General features: G+C 69.4%; 16 protein-coding genes. 8 read left to right on the forward strand and 8 right to left on the reverse strand.

Annotated features, from left to right (window positions below):
• Window positions 1-157: 157 nt before the first annotated feature.
• Window positions 158-952, forward strand: coding sequence for an HAD family acid phosphatase (locus AQJ27_RS09085; RefSeq protein WP_067364389.1), 795 nt, complete (start codon window positions 158-160; stop codon window positions 950-952).
• Window positions 953-955: 3 nt separating this feature from the next.
• Here AQJ27_RS09085 and AQJ27_RS09090 read toward each other — a convergent pair whose 3' ends face one another.
• Window positions 956-3,208: a glycoside hydrolase family 43 protein gene (locus AQJ27_RS09090; protein WP_067364392.1), complete on the reverse strand. Its 2,253-nt coding sequence runs from the start codon at window positions 3,206-3,208 to the stop codon at window positions 956-958.
• A gap of 234 nt (window positions 3,209-3,442) precedes the next feature.
• Here AQJ27_RS09090 and AQJ27_RS09095 point away from each other — a divergent pair, with 234 nt between their 5' ends.
• Window positions 3,443-4,600 (forward strand): right-handed parallel beta-helix repeat-containing protein, encoded by a 1,158-nt coding sequence (locus AQJ27_RS09095; RefSeq protein ID WP_067364396.1) that lies wholly within the window; start codon window positions 3,443-3,445, stop codon window positions 4,598-4,600.
• Between the two features lie 107 nt (window positions 4,601-4,707).
• On the opposite strand, the gene AQJ27_RS09100 is transcribed toward AQJ27_RS09095, so the two are convergent.
• The 3 genes from AQJ27_RS09100 to AQJ27_RS09110 all read right to left on the reverse strand — a co-directional run bounded on the left by AQJ27_RS09100 (window position 4,708) and on the right by AQJ27_RS09110 (window position 7,065).
• A complete protein-coding gene (locus AQJ27_RS09100) occupies window positions 4,708-5,538 on the reverse strand; it encodes a pectate lyase (protein ID WP_067364400.1) in 831 nt (276 codons plus the stop codon).
• Window positions 5,539-5,638: 100 nt separating this feature from the next.
• On the reverse strand, window positions 5,639-6,502 hold the full coding sequence (locus tag AQJ27_RS09105; RefSeq protein ID WP_067364403.1) for a hypothetical protein: 864 nt from the start codon (window positions 6,500-6,502) through the stop codon (window positions 5,639-5,641).
• Entirely contained in the window at window positions 6,499-7,065 is a 567-nt protein-coding gene (locus tag AQJ27_RS09110) for a SigE family RNA polymerase sigma factor (RefSeq protein WP_067364406.1), read from the reverse strand. Before AQJ27_RS09110 ends, AQJ27_RS09105 begins: the two co-directional genes overlap by 4 nt.
• Before the next feature lie 260 nt (window positions 7,066-7,325).
• On the opposite strand from AQJ27_RS09110, the gene AQJ27_RS09115 reads away from it, so the two are divergent.
• Window positions 7,326-8,777: an NCS2 family permease gene (locus AQJ27_RS09115; protein WP_067364409.1), complete on the forward strand. Its 1,452-nt coding sequence runs from the start codon at window positions 7,326-7,328 to the stop codon at window positions 8,775-8,777.
• 79 nt (window positions 8,778-8,856) lie between these two features.
• On the opposite strand, the gene AQJ27_RS09120 is transcribed toward AQJ27_RS09115, so the two are convergent.
• The 3 genes from AQJ27_RS09120 to AQJ27_RS09130 all read right to left on the reverse strand — a co-directional run bounded on the left by AQJ27_RS09120 (window position 8,857) and on the right by AQJ27_RS09130 (window position 11,652).
• Entirely contained in the window at window positions 8,857-10,308 is a 1,452-nt protein-coding gene (locus AQJ27_RS09120) for a peptidoglycan D,D-transpeptidase FtsI family protein (protein ID WP_067364412.1), read from the reverse strand.
• Between the two features lie 96 nt (window positions 10,309-10,404).
• Window positions 10,405-10,875: a GNAT family N-acetyltransferase gene (locus AQJ27_RS09125; protein WP_067364415.1), complete on the reverse strand. Its 471-nt coding sequence runs from the start codon at window positions 10,873-10,875 to the stop codon at window positions 10,405-10,407.
• Window positions 10,876-10,878: 3 nt separating this feature from the next.
• On the reverse strand, window positions 10,879-11,652 hold the full coding sequence (locus AQJ27_RS09130; protein WP_028803360.1) for an IclR family transcriptional regulator: 774 nt from the start codon (window positions 11,650-11,652) through the stop codon (window positions 10,879-10,881).
• Window positions 11,653-11,783: 131 nt separating this feature from the next.
• On the opposite strand from AQJ27_RS09130, the gene AQJ27_RS09135 reads away from it, so the two are divergent.
• The 5 genes from AQJ27_RS09135 to AQJ27_RS09155 all read left to right on the forward strand — a co-directional run bounded on the left by AQJ27_RS09135 (window position 11,784) and on the right by AQJ27_RS09155 (window position 16,568).
• On the forward strand, window positions 11,784-13,313 hold the full coding sequence (locus tag AQJ27_RS09135) for an aldehyde dehydrogenase (NADP(+)) (RefSeq protein ID WP_079064874.1): 1,530 nt from the start codon (window positions 11,784-11,786) through the stop codon (window positions 13,311-13,313).
• Between the two features lie 121 nt (window positions 13,314-13,434).
• Window positions 13,435-14,043: a DUF1349 domain-containing protein gene (locus AQJ27_RS09140; protein WP_067364422.1), complete on the forward strand. Its 609-nt coding sequence runs from the start codon at window positions 13,435-13,437 to the stop codon at window positions 14,041-14,043.
• A gap of 63 nt (window positions 14,044-14,106) precedes the next feature.
• Window positions 14,107-14,613, forward strand: coding sequence for a GNAT family N-acetyltransferase (locus AQJ27_RS09145; protein WP_067364425.1), 507 nt, complete (start codon window positions 14,107-14,109; stop codon window positions 14,611-14,613).
• Window positions 14,614-14,673: 60 nt separating this feature from the next.
• Window positions 14,674-15,393, forward strand: a complete 720-nt coding sequence (locus tag AQJ27_RS09150) for a DsbA family oxidoreductase (RefSeq protein WP_067364428.1) — start codon at window positions 14,674-14,676, stop codon at window positions 15,391-15,393.
• Between the two features lie 125 nt (window positions 15,394-15,518).
• Window positions 15,519-16,568 carry an aminotransferase class V-fold PLP-dependent enzyme gene (locus AQJ27_RS09155; RefSeq protein ID WP_067364431.1) on the forward strand — a complete coding sequence of 350 codons (1,050 nt, stop codon included), beginning with the start codon at window positions 15,519-15,521 and terminating at the stop codon, window positions 16,566-16,568.
• A 79-nt stretch (window positions 16,569-16,647) separates the two neighbouring features.
• Here the strand turns inward: AQJ27_RS09155 and thpD are convergent, their stop codons facing one another.
• Window positions 16,648-17,550, reverse strand: a complete 903-nt coding sequence (gene thpD, locus AQJ27_RS09160; RefSeq protein WP_067364434.1) for an ectoine hydroxylase — start codon at window positions 17,548-17,550, stop codon at window positions 16,648-16,650.
• Window positions 17,551-17,553 lie beyond the last annotated feature (3 nt).

A 17,553-nucleotide genomic window follows, 5' to 3' on the forward strand; every position in this document is an offset into this window, starting at 1 on the left:
CGGACGTCACCTGCGGGCAATGCATCAAGAGGGGCGCCGCCCGCGGGTGAGGTCTCGATCGGATAAAGCCTCCCGCATGACGTGCGTGATGCGCGTAGACAGTCCCTGACCTGGTGCGGAATGACCTGGTCACCCATCACCCAGATCCGGAGAATCCATGCGGAAGTCCCTCAGAGCGGCAGCCATCGTTGCCGCTTGTGCCATCGCCGGCGGAGCCCTCTACGGCACGGGCGTCGCCACCGCCGGTCAGTCGACGGCCAACTCGACCCACGAGCCCTACAACATCGGGCTCCTGGTCAAGGACATCGACACCTACTACGGCACCACGCCCGACAGCAACGGCGTGTACCAGGCGTCCAAGGACAGCCAGTACGCCAAGGACCTGTCGCGCCTGGAGTCGGACGCCAAGCGCTACATCGACAGGGCGGCGCACAAGGCGAAGCACCGGGGCGAGAAGCCCGCGGTCGTCTTCGACATCGACGACACGCTGCTGCTCTCCCTCGACTACGAGAAGAAGACCAACTACACGTACAACTCGGCCTCCTGGGCCGCGTACGTGGCCCAGGCCGACCGTCCGGCCGTCTTCGGCACCCCCGAACTCGTCGCGTACGCCAAGTCCAGGGGCGTAGAGGTCTTCTACAACTCGGGCCTGAAGGAGTCGCAGCGCGTCGACGCGGTCACGAACCTGAAGAAGGTCGGCGCCGACATCAACCTCGACGCCGCCCACATGTTCCTCAAGGACGCGGCCAACCCCCCGGCCTACCTGAGCGCCTGCGCCACGGCCGCCGCCTGGAACTGCACCACCGTGCAGTACAAGTCCGGCACCCGTAAGCACATCGAGTCCCTCGGGTACGACATCGTCGCCAACTTCGGCGACCAGTACTCCGACCTCGACGGGGGCTACGCCGACAAGACGTTCAAGCTCCCGAACCCGACGTACTTCGTCAGCTAGTACTCAGGACTCGGTCCGTACGGGGCGGATCGACTCCAGGGTCGGCACCACCGGTTCGATCGTCCCGTCGGCCGCGAACTCCATGCGGTCGATGGTGGTCTCCCGGTGCGTGCCGTCCCCGCCCGCCTTCCCGGGGCCGTTCAGGGCGAACCGGTGGTAGACGATGTACCAGTCGTCGGTGCCGGGGACGTTCACCACGGAGTGGTGTCCGGTGCCCTTGATGCCGTACTCCGGGCGCTTGGACAGGATCGTGCCCCGCTTGGTCCACGGACCGAGCGGGGACGGTCCGGTCGCGTAGGCGACGTGGTAGTCCTCGCTGCGGGTGTCGTCCTCGGACCACATGAAGTAGTACGTGCCCCGTCGCTTGACGACGAAGGATCCCTCACGGAAGTCGGGCTGCGTGATGTCCCGCACCTGCGAGGCGTCGAACGACACCATGTCGGCGTTCAGCGGCACCACGTATCCGTGGCCGTTGCCCCAGTACAGATACGACTGACCGTCGTCGTCCGTGAACACCGCCGGGTCGATCATCTGGCCCGTCAACCCGCCCTTGGCCACCAGGGGCTTGCCCAGCGCGTCCTTGAAGGGACCGGCCGGGGAGTCGGCCACCGCCACGCCGATCTGCTGCTCCGCACAGAAGTAGAAGTAGTACTTGCCGTCGCGTTCGGCGATCGCCGGGGCCCAGGCGTTCTTGTCCGCCCAGGACACATCGGGACCCAGGTCCAGGATCACACCATGGTCCTTCCAGTGGACCAGGTCCTTCGACGAGTACGCTTTGAAGCTCGTCCCGCTCCAGCCCGCGTAGCCGTCCGTCGTCGGATAGATCCAGTACTGGCCGTCCAGGTAGTGGACGTCCGGGTCGGCGTTGAGGCCGGGGAGGACCGGGCTGCGGTCGGGTACCGCCTCGACCGTCCAGGTCCGGCTCGTCCCGTCCGGGGCCGTCACGGTGTAGGTGCGCGGGGTGCGGAAGTCCCGGGGTGTGCCCGAGGCCGGGCTGACCCGCGCGCCCGCGCCGACCGCGAGGGTGGGGGCGAGGTGCCTGAGGTCCGTGTCCGGCTTCATCGGCAGGACGACCTTCGAGGCCGACTCGGTGACGAGCGCATACCCGCTCTGGCCCTTCGCGGTCGCGTCCACGACCGAGGTGCCGGTCACCGGGTAGGCGGCCAGCAGCCGGTCGTACTCCGCCTGCGTCACCGGCATCACCGTGCCGTGCCGGGGGCTCGCGGGCAGCTGGTAGTTCGTCGACATCGTCCACTTGCCCGAGTCGAGGTCGGTCGTCTCGAAGGGGACGTAACCGCGGCTGCCGTACTCGTCGATGAACAGGTACCACTTGTTCTCGGTGTTGGACTTGAAGACCGTCGGGCCCTCGCCGCGGTCGATCGAGCCGCTGCCGATGCAGTCCGAGACGAAGTCGTACGCGGTGCTCGTCAGGGAGGTCGACTTCTCGCCGGTGATGAACTTCGAGCAGGGGCTGGAGGAGCTGGGGTCGCGCTCGTCCTTGGTGTAGCGGTAGTAGCTGCCCTTGTTCTTGATGACCGTCGAGTCGATCACCGAGTAGCCCGGGTCGTCCCAGACCTTCGGCTCGCTGAAGGCGCGGAAGTCCTTCGTGGTGGCGTACAGCATCTTGTTGTACGTCGATCCGGTGTGGTCCGGGTCGTCGTCGGCGTACAGCTTGGACGCCCAGAAGACGACGTACTCACCGAGCGAGTCGTCCCAATAGGCCTCCGGCGCCCAGGTGTTGCCCGCGTTGTCGGGGGCCACCTTCACCAGGCGCTGGTCGGTCCAGTGCACCAGGTCGGTGGACTCCCAGATCATGATGGACCTGCTGCCGTGCCGCTGCACGTAGTCCCAGCTGCCGCTGGAGTTCTGGTACATCTTCAGGTCGGTGGCGATGAGGAAGAACTTGTCGCCCTTGGGGGAGCGGATCACGAACGGGTCGCGCAGCCCCTTCTCGCCGATGGTGGAGGTCAGGACGGGACTGCCCGCGTTCAACTCCCGCCAGTGCAACGGGTCGTTGCCGCGGCTCAGGGCGTAGCGGATCTGCTCGCCGTCGGCCGTGCCCTCGCCGGTGAAGTAGGCGAAGAGATAGCCGGCGTACTTCGACCTGCTCGCGTTCTTCCGTGCGGTCGAGTGATTCTGTTCGCTCACGTGCGGTGCTCCCGACGATGACTGTGCCGGACTCGGTGGGGCGGCCAACAGGCCCAGAAGAAGGGCGAGGAGGGGGATCAGGAGCGTGCGGGCGGTGCGGCGTCGCATGACACATCCTGTCGGAGTCTGGTGGATTCTGTGGGGGAGGCGCTCTCGGAGTGTTGCCAGTGGGGGACAGCACGTCAATTGATGAAGGCGGCACGACGGCCGGCGAAAGTTTCGACCTTTTTCGTGAGCCCTCGGCAACCTTTCCCGCCACCGCGGCGACCTGGGAGCAGAAGCGGGCCGGGGCGGCCCCTCCGGCCCGCTTCGTCTCCCGTCCCCCTAGGAAAGGAACGCCCCGTGCTTCTGAGCACCGGACGCCACCGCAGGACCCGTACGCTCTCGATCGCCGCGGCGGTGGCCGTCGCCGCGGGGGCGGGTGGCGTCTACCTCGGCCTCGCGAACAACGGCTCGGCGCAGGCCGCCACCACCACGGTCACCGTCTCCACCACCGCGCAGCTCCAGACGGCCGTCGCCGATGCCGCCGCGGGTACGACCATCCAGGTGCGTGGCGGCACGTACTACCCGACGGCCACGCTGAAGTCGACGGCGAACGGCACCGGTTCCGCGCGGATCACGCTCGCCGCGTACGGCAGCGAGAAGGTGAAGATCGACGGTTCCAAGCTGGCCGCCGGTTCCTGGCTGGCAGGGATCTACGGCGACTACTGGACCGTCCAGAACATCACCTGGCAGAACTCGCCCGCCCAGGGCTTCGTCGTCACCTCCTCCGTCGGCGGCGTCTTCAAGAACCTCGTCACCGCGGACAACGGCGACTCGGGCTTCACGCTGCGCGGCGACGGCACGACCGGCAACCTCGTGCAGAACCTGGACAGTTACGGCAACTACGACGCCGCGAACCACGGGCAGAACGCCGACGGCATCGCCATCAAGTTCGGCTCCGGCACCGGCAACAAGGTCACCGGCGCGCGCCTCTACAACAACGCGGACGACGGCCTCGACCTCTGGCAGTTCTCCTCGCCGATCACCATCGAGCACTCGTGGTCGTACGGGAACGGCAAGAACCGCTGGAACGACTCCGCCTTCGAGGGCAACGGCAACGGCTTCAAGCTCGGCGGCGGCGGGGCCTCGGTCGCGCACGTCGTGAACAACGACGCGGCCTGGGACAACGCGGGCAACGGCTTCACCGAGAACTCCAACACCGGTGCCATCGTCCTCAACCGCAACACCGCCTACGCCAACACCGACGCGGGCTTCTTCTTCGCGACGGGCAAGGCGCGGCTCGCCAGGAACCTCGCCGTGGGCAACAAGGGCGGCCTGGACAAGCTCGGTTCCGCCACGGTCTCCGCGGCCAACAACTGGGACAGCGGCACCTCGACGCCGTCCTTCAGGTCGACGGACGCGACCACGGCGTACGGTGCCCGCTCGTCGAGCGGTTCGCTGCCGGCGACCACGTTCCTGACGACGGGCTCGACGACCATCGGCTCGACCATGAACTGACGTACCCGCGTACCGACGTACGAGGGAAAGTGAACGCCCCCGCCGGTCGTCACCGGCGGGGGCGTTCCTCTGACTGGCTCCGAGGGGGGCTCAGGCCAGCAGATCCCTTACTTGTACGTGATGTCAGATGACGTGAACCTGCAAAAGGTTCCGTCGGCGCCGGTGCCGATCTCGGTGGGCTCCTTGCCGCTGCTGTTGCCCTTGAAGCGCACGCAGGTCTTGAGCTTCTTCTTGGTGTCGCCGGTGACACGGATCTTCGACAGCGTCGCCGTGTCACCGAAGTTGGAGTTGATGCCGACCAGCGCCTTGCCCGGGGCGGTCGCGTCGATGTCGCTGAGCACGATCGTGCGCTTGACCTGCGTCTTGCAGTTGCCGCAGGAGCGCGCCAGCTTGCCGAAGTTCTCCACGTGGAAGCCGGTGATGGAGAGCTTGCCGGCGCCGTTGAACTGGAACACCTTGTCGGAGGCCTGCCGCGCGCCACCGCCGATCACGTCGTACTTCGCGGACGACGCCTTGCCCTTGAAGGTGGCCGCGTCCTCGCCGACGTCCAGCCACCACACGTTTTGCAGCGTGCAGCTGCCCAGGCAGTGCACGCCGTCGGCGGCCGGGGTCCCGATGATGACGTTCTTGAGGACCGCGCCGTCCTTGAGCTCGAAGATCGCGCCCTGGTTCTCCGACTGGCCGGAGGTGCCGAGGGAACCACTGCCGAAGAACTTCGTCAGCTTGCCGTCGTAGGTGCCCGAGACCGAGATCGTCTTCGAGACGGCCTTGCTGCCCTTGGCCGTCGGCCAGACGGAGCTCGCGCCCGCGGTGCTCAGCATCGACGTCGTGACGAGCGCGGCCCCGGTGATGCCGAGTGCGGTGACCCCACCGATCACGGACCGCCGCCCGGTGAGGCGGCGACGGTGCCGGACGCGCTGTGCAACTCGTGCAGTCATGAAGCGGATTTCCTTGCGGGGAGGGGACGTGTTCGTCTCCTGGTCGCCGCAGGTGAGGAAAGGGTTGCCGCCGTCCGCGGGTTTTTTTCGAGGGAATTTTCTACGAGTCGCCGTCGGTGCCGCTCGCGGCGGCGAAGTCGCCCGCCACCGACAGCGTCCGGTCCGCGCCCTTCGCGTCCGCCGAGTAGCGGTCGTCCTTGGCGTCCCGGCCGCCGCGGGTGTGGTTGTACTGGCCCGCGAAGACCCACTGGCCGGCCGCGAGCGTGTGGCCGTCCTTGAGCACCCAGGTGTAGACGAGGAAGCCGTCCTTCTCGGTGACCGTCGTCGTGAAGTCGCTCTCGGGTGCCGAGCGCCAGGAGCCCGCATCGCCGACCCCGCCGGTCTGCTTGATCCTCAACTCGACGGTGAGCGAGGTGAGTTTGTCGGCGTTCTTCAGGGTCACATTGCTCTGTGCCCAGAAGTCGTTGCTGTGCGGATCGACCGAGCCGTCGGACCACAGCGAGCCGTCCTGGCTGCCCGCGGCGGGCGCCTTGGGCGCGACGGGCGAGGACTTCGCGGCCGAGGGGGTGTCCGAGGGGGAGGCGCTCGCCTTCCCGGACGGCTTCGAGGCGCCCGAGGTGTGCGAGGGGTGCGGCACGACGGGCGCGCGGCTCGTCGCGTCCGGGGAGACGTCCGGGGTCGGCGAGACCGCGACCGTCTGCTGCGGCGGGTGGTTCTCCTGCACCGCCGCGGCCACCCAGTAACCGCCGACCGCGAGGACGCCCGCCACCGCGGCCGTGGCGCCGACGATCCGTCCCCAGCCGAGCACCGGCGGACGCGCCGCGCGCCGGGGACGACGCTCGGCGGCGCCGGACATCCCGCGCTCGACCCGGGCCAGGATGCGCGCGCGGTCGGGCTCATGCGCCTCGGCCGCCTCGTGCAGCCTGGCGCGCAGCTCGTCGTGCACGTCCTGCGCCTTCCTCATCGGTCCCTTCCTCCGGCTCCACCCGTGGGCAGCACACCTGCGTGCACCCGCATCGGGGCCTCGTCGGTGCCGAGGAGCCGCTTCAGTTCGGCCATGCCCTTCGACGTCTGGGACTTAACCGTACCCACGGAAACACCGAGGGCGAGCGCCGTGTCCTTCTCCGAGAGGTCGAAAGCGTGCCGAAGCACGACACACGCGCGCTTACGGAACGGCAGCCGGCGCAGCGCTTCCTGGACGTCGATCTTCCCCGCTATGTCGGGGTTCTCGGTCTTGTCCTCGCGCTGCGACCAGAACAGTGTGATCCGTCTGCGCTCGCGCACCGCGCTGCGGATCCGGGTGCGGGCCAGGTTCGCGACGACACCGCGGGCGTACGCCACCGGGTGGTCGGCCGCGCGCACCCGGTCCCAGCGGTGCCACAGCGCGAGCAGCGCGTCGGCCGCCAGATCGTCGGCGGCGTCCGCCTCGCCGGTCAACAGACGGGCGAAGCGGGCGAGTTCGGCATGGTGCCGCTCGAAGAAGGCGTGGAACTCCACGGAGGCTGCGTCGTCGACGACAGTGCCCACGGCTACCTCTCCTTGCTGCGGCTTTTGAGCAACCGGTGCGGGTGCGTGCGTATACGGCCCCCGTGCGCCACCCGTGAAGGAATGGTGCCCCTGTGGGGCGAGATGCGTGAGCGTACCAGCGATGTGTACAGGGCTTCGAACAGCGTATGGCGGGCCGAACTCGATTCCGTAACACGGCGAAAACCTGAAAGCGGTTCAACGCGGGAACAATCCAGCCAGCATCCGCACACCCAGCACGCAGGCCTCAAGGAGTATCAGCCATGTCCGAAACACAGAAGGTGGCCGACCGGCCAAGTGCCGCGCCACCAGCGGCGAACAGCGTCGACCGGTTCTTCAGGATCTCCGAACGGGGCTCCACCTTCGGCCGGGAGATACGCGGCGGATTCGCCACGTTCTTCACCATGGCCTACATCCTTGTCCTGAACCCGATCATCCTCGGCAGCGCCAAGGACAAGTTCGGCCACCAGCTCGACAGCGGCCAACTCGTCACGGCCACCGCCCTGGTGGCCGCGGTGATGACCGTCATCATGGGCGTGGGCGGCAATCTGCCCCTCGCGATCGCCGCGGGCCTCGGCCTGAACGCCGTCGTCGCCTTCCAGATCGCCCCGCTGATGAGCTGGCCCGACGCGATGGGCCTGGTGGTCATCGAAGGCGTGATCATCTGCGTACTGGTCCTCACCGGACTGCGCGAAGCCGTCATGAACGCCATCCCGCAACCGCTGAAGCACGCCATCGGTGTGGGCATCGGACTCTTCATCGCCTTCATCGGCTTCGTGGACGCCGGTTTCGCCAGCCGCATCCCGGACGTCGCGAACACCACCGTGCCGGTGCAGTTGGGCGCGACCGGCTCGCTGACCGGCTGGCCCGTACTGGTCTTCTGTCTCGGCGTGCTGCTCACCATCGGACTGATGGCACGCAAGGTCAAGGGCGCCATCCTGATCAGCATCGTGACGATGACCGTGGTCGCCGTGATCATCAACTCGGCCGCCGACATCAAGAGTTGGGGCCTGACCACGCCGAAGATCCCCTCCGACGTGGTGGCCACCCCGGACTTCGGTCTCGTCGGACACTTCAGTCTGTTCGGCGGCTTCGGCGAGACCGGCGCCCTGACCGTCGTCCTGCTGATCTTCACCCTGATCCTGTCGGACTTCTTCGACGCCATGGGCACGATCGTCGGCATCAGCGCCGAGGCCGGACTGCTCGACGAGGAGGGCAAGGTGCCCGGCATCGGCCGGGTGCTGTTCATCGACGGCGCCGCGGCCGTCGCGGGCGGCGCGGCCTCCGCCTCCTCCAACACCGCCTACATCGAGTCCGCGGCCGGCGTCGGCGAGGGCTCGCGCACCGGCTTCTCGAACCTGATCACCGGCGGCATGTTCGCCCTCGCCCTGTTCCTGACCCCGCTGCTCACCATCGTCCCGCTCCAGGCGGCGGCCCCCGCTCTGGTCGCGGTCGGCTTCCTGATGATGACGCAGGTCAAGCACATCGAATGGGACAGCTACGAGATCGCGATCCCCGCGTTCCTGACCATCGCGGCGATGCCGTTCACCTACTCGATCACCAACGGCATCGGGGCCGGCTTCGTCGCCTACGTCGTGATCAAGGCGGTGCTCGGCAAGATCCGTGAGGTCCACTGGCTGCTGTGGGCCGTGTCGGCGCTGTTCCTGGTGTACTTCGCGATCGATCCGGTGAGGCAGCTGTTCGGCGTGAAGTGACCGTACGGGCGTGAAGCGACCGTACGAAGGAAGGGCCGCCCCCAGGGGTGCGGGGCGGCCCTTCGTCGTGCGCGGTGCGTCAGTTCTTCAGCGCCGCCCGCATCATGGCCTTGGCCACCGGCGCCGCCAGACCGTTGCCGCTGACCTCGGACCTCGCCGCGTCGGACTGCTCGACGATGACCGCCACGGCGACCTCCTTGCCGTTCGAGTCGGACTTCGCGTACGACGTGAACCAGGCGTACGGCGTCTTGCTGTTCTTCTCGCCGTGCTGGGCCGTACCCGTCTTGCCGCCCACGGTCGCGCCGGAGATCTTCGCGTTCGTGCCCGTGCCCTCGGTGACGACCGTCTGCATCGCGGACTGGAGCTGCTCGGCGGTGGTCGAGCTGACGATCTCCTTGGTCTCGGTGCTGTCGTCGTAGTTCTTCACCACATTGCCGCTCGCGTCACTGGTCTGCGACACCATGTGCGGCGAGACCAGCTTGCCGCCGTTGGCGATGGCGGCCGACACCATGGCCATCTGCAGCGGGGTCGCCGTGACGTCGTACTGGCCGATGCCGGTCAGCGCCGTGGACGACTCGTCCATGTTCGAGGGGTAGACGCTCGGGTACGCCCGCACCGGCACGTCCTGCGAGCTGTCGTTGAAGCCGAACTTCTCCGCCATCGCCTTGACCTTGTCCTGCCCGAGGTCGACGGCCATCTTCGCGAAGACGTTGTTGCACGAGTACTGGAGCGCCACCCGGATCGAGGCGTTCTTGCAGGGCGCGGAGGCGCTCTCGTTCGACAGGTCGGTCCTCGTGTTCGGCAGCGTGTACGGGTTGGGGCTGTCCGTGCCGGTGTCCACGTTCTTGTACAGCCCGTCCTCCAGCGCCGCCGCCGCGACCACCAGCTTGAACGTCGACCCGGGGGGTAGCGGCTGGCGCAGCGCCCGGTTGGTCATCGGCTTGTCCGCGTCCTTCGTCAGCTTCGTCCAGGCGGCGGAGTCGCCGGCGGTGAGCCGCGAGGGGTCGTACGACGGGGTGGAGACCACCGCGAGGATCTTGCCGTTCGTCGGGTCGATCGCGACGGCCGCGCCCTTCTTGGCGCCGAGTGCCGCGTAAGCCGCCTTCTGCACGTCCGGGTCGATGGTCGTGACCACGTCACCAGGGCTGGCGCGTTTGTTGGTGATCGTGTCGAGGGGGCTCTTCAGCTGGTTGTCCGTACCGTCGAGCAGGCCCTGGAAGACGCCCTCCAGCTGGGTCGCCCCGAACACCTGGGAGCTGTAGCCCGTGACCGCCGCGTACAGGCTGCCGTCCGTGTACGTCCGCTTGTACTTGAGATCGCTGCCCTTCGTCTGCGCGGAGCCGGTGATCGCCCGGCCGGCCACGATGATGTTCCCGAGCGGGTTCGCGTACTGCTCGATCGCGTTCCGTCGGTTGCTCTTGTTGTCCGCGAGTGCCTTGCCGTCGTAGAACTGCACCCAGGTCGCCCTGACCAGCAGGGAGAGCACGAGCAGCAGAGTGAAGACGGCGGCACGCCTGATCGTCTTGTTCATCCCGCTCAGGAGGACGAGCGGAAGGGAGCGAATCGTTCCCTTCCGCCCGCATTTCTCATGCGTTGTTCATGAAGTCCGGCTCACATGAGGTCCGGCTCAGCCCTCCAGGGTGAGCACGACCTCGTCCGTGTCCTCGCCGCGCGCGTGCGCGTATCCCCGGTCGTTCGCGGTGACCCGGAACCCGCACTTCTCCAGGACCCGCCGCGACCCGGCGTTGTCGGCCGCCGCCCGCGCGTGCAGCGGGCGTTCGGGCACCTCGGCCAGCAGGTCCCGCAGCGCGGCCGTCGCGATGCCCCGGCCCCAGTACGCCCGGTCGATCCAGTAGGTGACCTCGCGCTCGCCGGGATCCCCGTACACCGCGGCGCTGCCCACGACATCGCCGTCCGCGAGGATCGTGCGCAGCACGGCGGACGAGGCACGGACACGCTCCCAGTGGGCGTCGAAGGCGTCACGGTCGGCGGGGTCCCTGGGGGTGAACGCGGCCATCCGGAGGGACTCGGGGTCGTTCATCTGACGGTAGAAGACCGGCAGATCGCTGTCGTGGACCGGGCGGAGTGCGACCTCCATGGTTCAGAGCCTCCGGGTGGCCAGCGTCAGCCGGTCGCGGGCGTCGAACAGGGCGTCCTTGACCATCTGCTCGTGCGCGGGGGTGAGCCGGGCCACCGGGACCGAGCAGCTGATCGCGTCCCGGGCGGGGGTGCGGTAGGGGATCGCGACGCCGAAGCAGCGCAGCCCCAGCGTGTTCTCCTCACGGTCCACGGCGAAGCCCTGCTCCCGGACCTGGTGCAGCTCCTCGATGAGCTTCTCCCGGTCGGTGATCGTGTGTTCGGTCAGCGCGGGGAGCGTCTCGGGCAGCATCTTGCGGACCTGCTCGTCGGTGTGGGTGGCGAGCAGCGCCTTGCCGAGCGAGGTCGAGTGCGCGGGGAGCCGGCGGCCCACCCGGGTGAAGGGGCGCAGGTAGTGCTGCGACTGGCGGGTGGCCAGGTACACGACGTTCGTGCCGTCCAGGCGCGCCAGGTGGATGGTCTCCGTGGTGTCGTCGGAGAGCCGGTCCAGGGTCGGGCGGGCCGCGGCGACCACCTCGTCGCCGTCGATGTACGAGGTGCCGACCAGCAGTGCCCGTACGCCGATGCCGTACCGCGTGCCCGTCGCGTCCGTCTCGACCCAGCCGAGCTCCACGAGGGTGCGCAGCAGCATGTAGAGGCTGGATTTCGGATAACCGACGGCCTCCTGGACCGCGGCCAGGGAGTGCATACCGGGCCGGCCCGCGAAGTACTCGAGCAATTCCACGGTCCGTACCGCGGACTTGACCTGCGCTCCGCCGCCTGTCTCGCCTGCCGACATCGCCCTTGACCCCCTCGTTCGACGGGAAATAGTCTCCGCATCATATTCACCATCAGAGACAGCGTTCAGTATATCGAACACCGCTGGTGAGTGAGACAAGAACTGCGGCATTACATCTGGAGGGACCCGCGGTGGCAGCAGCACCAGTCTGGAGTGTCGACCCCCGTACCGGGAAGCAGCGCGAGCAGGTTGCGGTGGAGGCCACGGTCCAGGAGGTCGACGAGGCCGTCCGCGCCGCGCACGCCGCCCGGGGAGCCCTCGTCGACCGCACCGTGCGCGCGGCCTTCCTGAGGACCGCCGCGGACCTGCTCGAAGCGGCCAAGGAGCAGCTCGTCGAGGCCGCCGACGCGGAGACCGCGCTCGGCCCGGTCCGGCTCACCGGCGAACTCGCCCGCACCTGCTACCAGCTGCGGGCCTTCGGCGGCATCGTCGACGAGGGCGCGTTCCTCGACGTCGTCATCAACCACCCCGACGACACGGCGACCCCGCCGATCCCGGACCTGCGCCGCTACAAGGTGCCGCTGGGCGTCGTCGCCGTCTACTCCGCCTCCAACTTCCCCTTCGCCTTCTCCGTCGCCGGCGGGGACACCGCGAGCGCGCTGGCGGCCGGCTGCCCGGTCGTGGTCAAGGCCCACCCCGACCACCCGGCGCTCTCCGAGCTGGTCGCGGCCGTCCTGCGCCGGGCCGCCGCCCGGCACGACATCCCGGCCGGTGTCGTCGGCCTCGTGCACGGCTTCGAGGCGGGCGTCGAACTCGTCAAGCACCCGCTGGTCGCGGCGGCCGGGTTCACCGGCTCCGTGCGCGGCGGCCGTGCCCTGTTCGACGCGGCGGCCGCGCGCCCCGTGCCGATCCCCTTCCACGGTGAGCTGGGCTCCCTCAACCCCGTCGTGATCACCGAGGCCGCGGCGGCCGAGCGCGCCGAGGCGATCGGCGCCGGGCTCGCGGGCTCGATGACGCTGGGCGTCGGCCAGTTCTGCGTGAAGCCGGGCCTGGTCCTGGCGCCCGCGGGCGCGGCGGGCGACCGCCTGGTGAAGTCCCTGACCGACGCCGTCAGCGACACCGACGCGGGCGTCCTCCTGGACCACCGCATGCGCGACAACTTCATCGCGGGTGTCGCCGAGCGCGCCGGGCTCCCCGGCGTCGAGACCCCGGTGACCCCGGGCTCGGGCGGCGAGCACACGGTGAGCCCCGGCTTCCTGACCGTGCCCGCGCACAAGCTCGCCACCGAGGGCGAGCACGACCTGCTCCTGGAGGAGTGCTTCGGCCCGCTCACGGTCGTCGCCCGCTACGAGGACGAGTCCGAGGCCAGCGCGGTCCTCTCGCGCCTTCCCGGCAACCTCACCGCGACCGTGCAGTTGTCGACGGAGGAGGCGGCGGGCGAAGGCCGCGGCGCGGAGATCCTCGCCGAGCTGACGCCGCTCGCCGGACGCGTCCTGGTCAACGGCTGGCCCACCGGTGTCGCCGTCGCCCCCGCCCAGCACCACGGCGGTCCCTACCCGGCGACGACGTCGACCTCGACGTCGGTCGGCGGTACGGCGATCGAGCGCTGGCTGCGGCCGGTGGCGTACCAGAACGCGCCGGAGGCGCTGCTGCCGCCGGAGCTGCGGGACGACAACCCGCTGGGGTTGCCGCGACGGTACGACGGTCACCTGGAGCGGTAGCGCTCCGCGGGTAGCGCCGTCGGGGGTGTGGTCGTTCGCGGGCCGCGGGGCCGTTGTGGCTGGTCGCGCAGTTCCTCGCGCCCCTTTCGGGGCACGGTACTTGGCCTGAGAGGATTGGTGAATGGACGTCGAACTTCCCGAACTTCCCTTCCCCCTCCGTACCTACGGGCCTGACGGGCACTGGTCGCACGAGGACGGGATCCTCACCGGCTGGGCCGGCCCCCGCCAGGACCGTTTCGTACCGCCCACCGACGAGGCACTGGACCCCGCCTCCGACGCGCCCCGCCTCCTCGGGGCGCCGGAGGGGGACTTCCAGCTGATCGCCCGCGTCACGGTCGGCTTCGGCGCGGCCTTCGACGCGGGGGTCCTCTACGTCCATGTGGGGGAGCGGGCCTGGGCGAAGCTCTGCCTGGAGTACTCCCCGGACGTGCCCACCGTCTGCACGGTGGTCACCCGGGGGCACTCCGACGACGCCAACTCCTTCACCGTGGACGGCAGTTCCGTCTGGCTGCGGATCAGCCGCACGGGTCGGGCCTTCGCCTTCCACGCCTCCCGCGACGGCAAGCGCTGGACCTTCATCCGGCTCTTCACCCTGGGCGAGGAGAAGGAGACGTCCGCCGCGCTCGTCGGCTTCATGACGCAGTCGCCGATGGGGGAGGGGTGCGTGGTGACCTACGACGGCATCGAGTTCCGCCCGAACTGGCCCAAGGACCTGAGAGACGGCAACTGACCGTGGGTGGGGGGCCGGCCGCGCAGTGGGAACCGTGGCCCCCTCCATCACGTCCTCCGCTGCATGATCGGCACACCCCGCACCACAGGCCCCCTCGTCATCAGAACCGCGCTGCCCAGCGAGGCCGCCGCCATCACCGAGCTGCACGTCCGCGCCCGGTCCACGTACTACCCGGACGGCCTGCCCTTCGGTGACGTCGACTGGGTCGCCGCGTGGCGGGGCAGCATCGAGCGCCGCGAGGCCCACGTCCTCTGCGCGGTGCGTGACGGACACCTGGTGGGCATCGCCTCCTTCCGGACGGCCGACGACGCACCCACCGACACCGTGAAGCTCTTCCAGTTCCATGTCGATCCCGACCGCTGGCGGACGGGCATCGGCACCGCGCTGCACGCGGCCTGCGTCGAGCAGTGGCGGGCCGACGGCAAGCGGACGGCGAGCCTCGGCGTACACGTCGACAACGAACGCGCCCAGGCCTTCTACGCCCGCCAGGGCTGGGTCCCGGCCCCGGAGATCCCGTCGGTGGAGGGCGACCACCACCTCCTCCTGCGCTACACCGTCACCGGGGAATGAACCCAGCCGCTTGAACGTTCACGTTTCGACTTATCCGCACGACCTGGAGAGAGCCGAGACATGCGCGTCGAGATCTGGAGCGACATCGCCTGCCCCTGGTGCTACGTGGGCAAGGCCCGCTTCGAGAAGGCGCTGGACGCCTTCCCGCACCGTGGCGAGGTCGAGGTCGTGCACCGCTCCTTCGAGCTGGACCCCGGTCGCGCCAAGGGCGACGTCCAGCCCGTGCTCAAGATGCTGACCAAGAAGTACGGCATGAGCGAGGCACAGGCGCAGGCCGGCGAGGAGAACCTGGGCACGCAGGCCGCCGCCGAGGGCCTGGCGTACCGCACCCGGGACCGCGACCACGGCAACACCTTCGACATGCACCGCCTCCTCCACTTCGCCAAGGAGCGGGGCCGCCAGGACGAGCTGATCGGTCTGCTGTACAAGGCGAACTTCGCCGAGGAGCGGACCGTCTTCAACGACGACGAGCGGCTCGTCGAGCTGGCCGTCGCCGCCGGGCTCGACGCCGACGCGTCCCGCGAGGTGCTGGCCGACCCGAAGGCGTACGCCGACGAGGTGCGCGCCGACGAGCGCGAGGCCGCCGAGCTCGGCGCGAACGGCGTGCCGTTCTTCGTCCTGGACCGCAAGTACGGCGTCTCCGGCGCCCAGCCCGCCGAGGTCTTCGCGCAGGCCCTGACCCAGGCATGGGGCGAGCGCCCGCCGCTGAAGCTGATCCAGGACGGCGCCGCCGACGCGGAGGCCTGCGGCCCGGACGGATGCGCCGTACCGCAGCCGTAAGCCCGTCCAGCCCGTCCGGCACGGCGGTGAAAGCGCAGGTCGGGGCGGACGTATAAGCAGTCCTTACCGGAACCACGCAGAACTCCGTAATGGACGAGAGGTGCTCGGGGCCGCACAGTGGTCCCATGGAGACCTTCGAGAGCCTCGTACGAGCCGAGTTCGCCCCGAAGAACACCTATCTGAACACCGCGAGCTGCGGACTTCTGCCGGCGCGCACGGTCGAGGCCATGCGCGCCGCCGTCGAGTCCGTCGCCGACGGACGGCCGTCCGACATGTTCGACGACGTGGAGGCCGCCCGCGCCGCCTTCGCCCGGCTGGCCGGGGTCCCCGCGGGCCGGGTGGCGGCCGGGGCCTCGGTCGCCGTCTACAGCGGACTGATCGCCGCCTCGCTGCCGCCGGGCGCCGAAGTCCTCACCGCGGAGGACGACTTCAGCTCCGTCGTGAACCCCTTCCACGTCCGTGGCGACCTCAAGCTGCGCGCCGTACCGCTGGAGCGGCTCGCCGAGTCCGTACGTCCGGGCACCGCGCTCGTCGCGGTCAGCGCCGCGCAGTCCGCGGACGGGCGGATCGCCGATCTGGCGGGCATCGCCGGGGCCGCGCGCGAGCACGGAGCACGTACGTACGTCGACGTCTCCCAGGCCGCCGGCTGGCTGCCGATCGAGGCCGACGCGTACGACTTCGTCTCCTCGGTCGCCTTCAAGTGGCTCGTCTGCCCTCGGGGCGTGGCCTTCCTGGTCGTTCCGGAGGACCTCGGCGGGCTCACTCCGGTGTTCGCCGGCTGGGTCGCGGGTGAGGCGCCCTGGGACAGCTGCTACGGCCCGGTGGCGGAACTCGCCCACTCGGCGCGGCGGTTCGACGAGAGCCCCAGCCTCTTCTCGTACGCGGGCGCCCGGCACTCGCTGGAGCTCTTCGAGGAGCTGGGCGTGGCGAACGTACGCGCCCATGACCTCGCCCTCGCCGACCGTTTCCGCGCCGGGCTCCAGGGGCTCGGCCACGCACCGGTGTCCGCCCCCGCCTCGCCGATCGTGTCCGTGCCCGGACTCGGCCGCCGGCAGCGGGAGCTGAGCGAGGCCGGGGTCGAGGTCTCCGACCGGGCGGGCAACCTGCGCGCGGCCTTCCACCTGTACAACTCCCCCACCGACGTCGACCGGCTGCTGGACGTCCTGTCCGGCTGACCCCGGCGGGGGCTCCTTCACGCTCGCGGCTACGTCGCGGCGCGGCTACGTCATGCTCGCGGTCACCGCACGCTCGCGGTCACGTCACAGGTGTGAAATCACGGGCGCCGATGAACTCGGGCCTGCGGACCGGCGCCGCGAACGGCTCGACCGCCGCGTTCTCCACGCTGTTGAACACGATGAAGACGTTGCTGCGCGGGAACGGCGTGATGTTGTCCCCGGAGCCGTGCATGCAGTTGCAGTCGAACCAGGTCGCCGAACCGGCCCGGCCCGTGAAGAGCTTGATGCCGTGCCGGTCGGCGAAGCGGGTCAGCGCCTCGTCGGACGGGGTGCCCGCGTCCTGCATCTGGAGCGACTTCTTGTAGTTGTCCCGCGGGGTGGCCCCCGCACAGCCGAGGAACGTCTTGTGCGACCCCGGCATGATCATGAGGCCGCCGTTGGTGTCGTGGTTCTCGGTCAGCGCGATCGACACGGACACGGTCCGCATGTTCGCAAGGCCGTCCTCGGCGTGCCAGGTCTCGAAGTCCGAGTGCCAGTAGAACCCGCCGGCCCCGAAGCCCGGTTTGACGTTGATCCGCGACTGGTGGACGTAGACGTCCGAGCCGAGGAGCTGCCGGGCCCGCCCGACGACCCGCTCGTCGCGTACGAGCGCGGCGAAGACCTCGCTGATCCGGTGCACCTCGAAGACGGACCGGATCTCCTGCGTGGCCGGCTCGACGATCGAGCGCTCGTCGGCGCGGATCGCCGGATCGGTCACCAGCCGCTCCAACTCGGCCCGGTAGAGGGCGACGTCGTCCTCGCCGATCAGCTCCTCGATCGCGAGGAAGCCGTCACGCTCGTACGCCTGGAGGTCGGGCACGGAGAACGGCCCCGGCGTACCGGGCGCGCCCCAGACGACCGGGTCCTGGCGGGGGAGGGACACCTCGGTGGCGCCGCGGCTGGGGTAGAGATCGGTGACGTTGGCCGTGGTGGTCGTGGTCATGGG

Source organism: Streptomyces olivochromogenes (assembly GCF_001514115.1).
In the GTDB taxonomy this organism is placed as follows: Bacteria; Actinomycetota; Actinomycetes; order Streptomycetales; family Streptomycetaceae; genus Streptomyces; species Streptomyces olivochromogenes.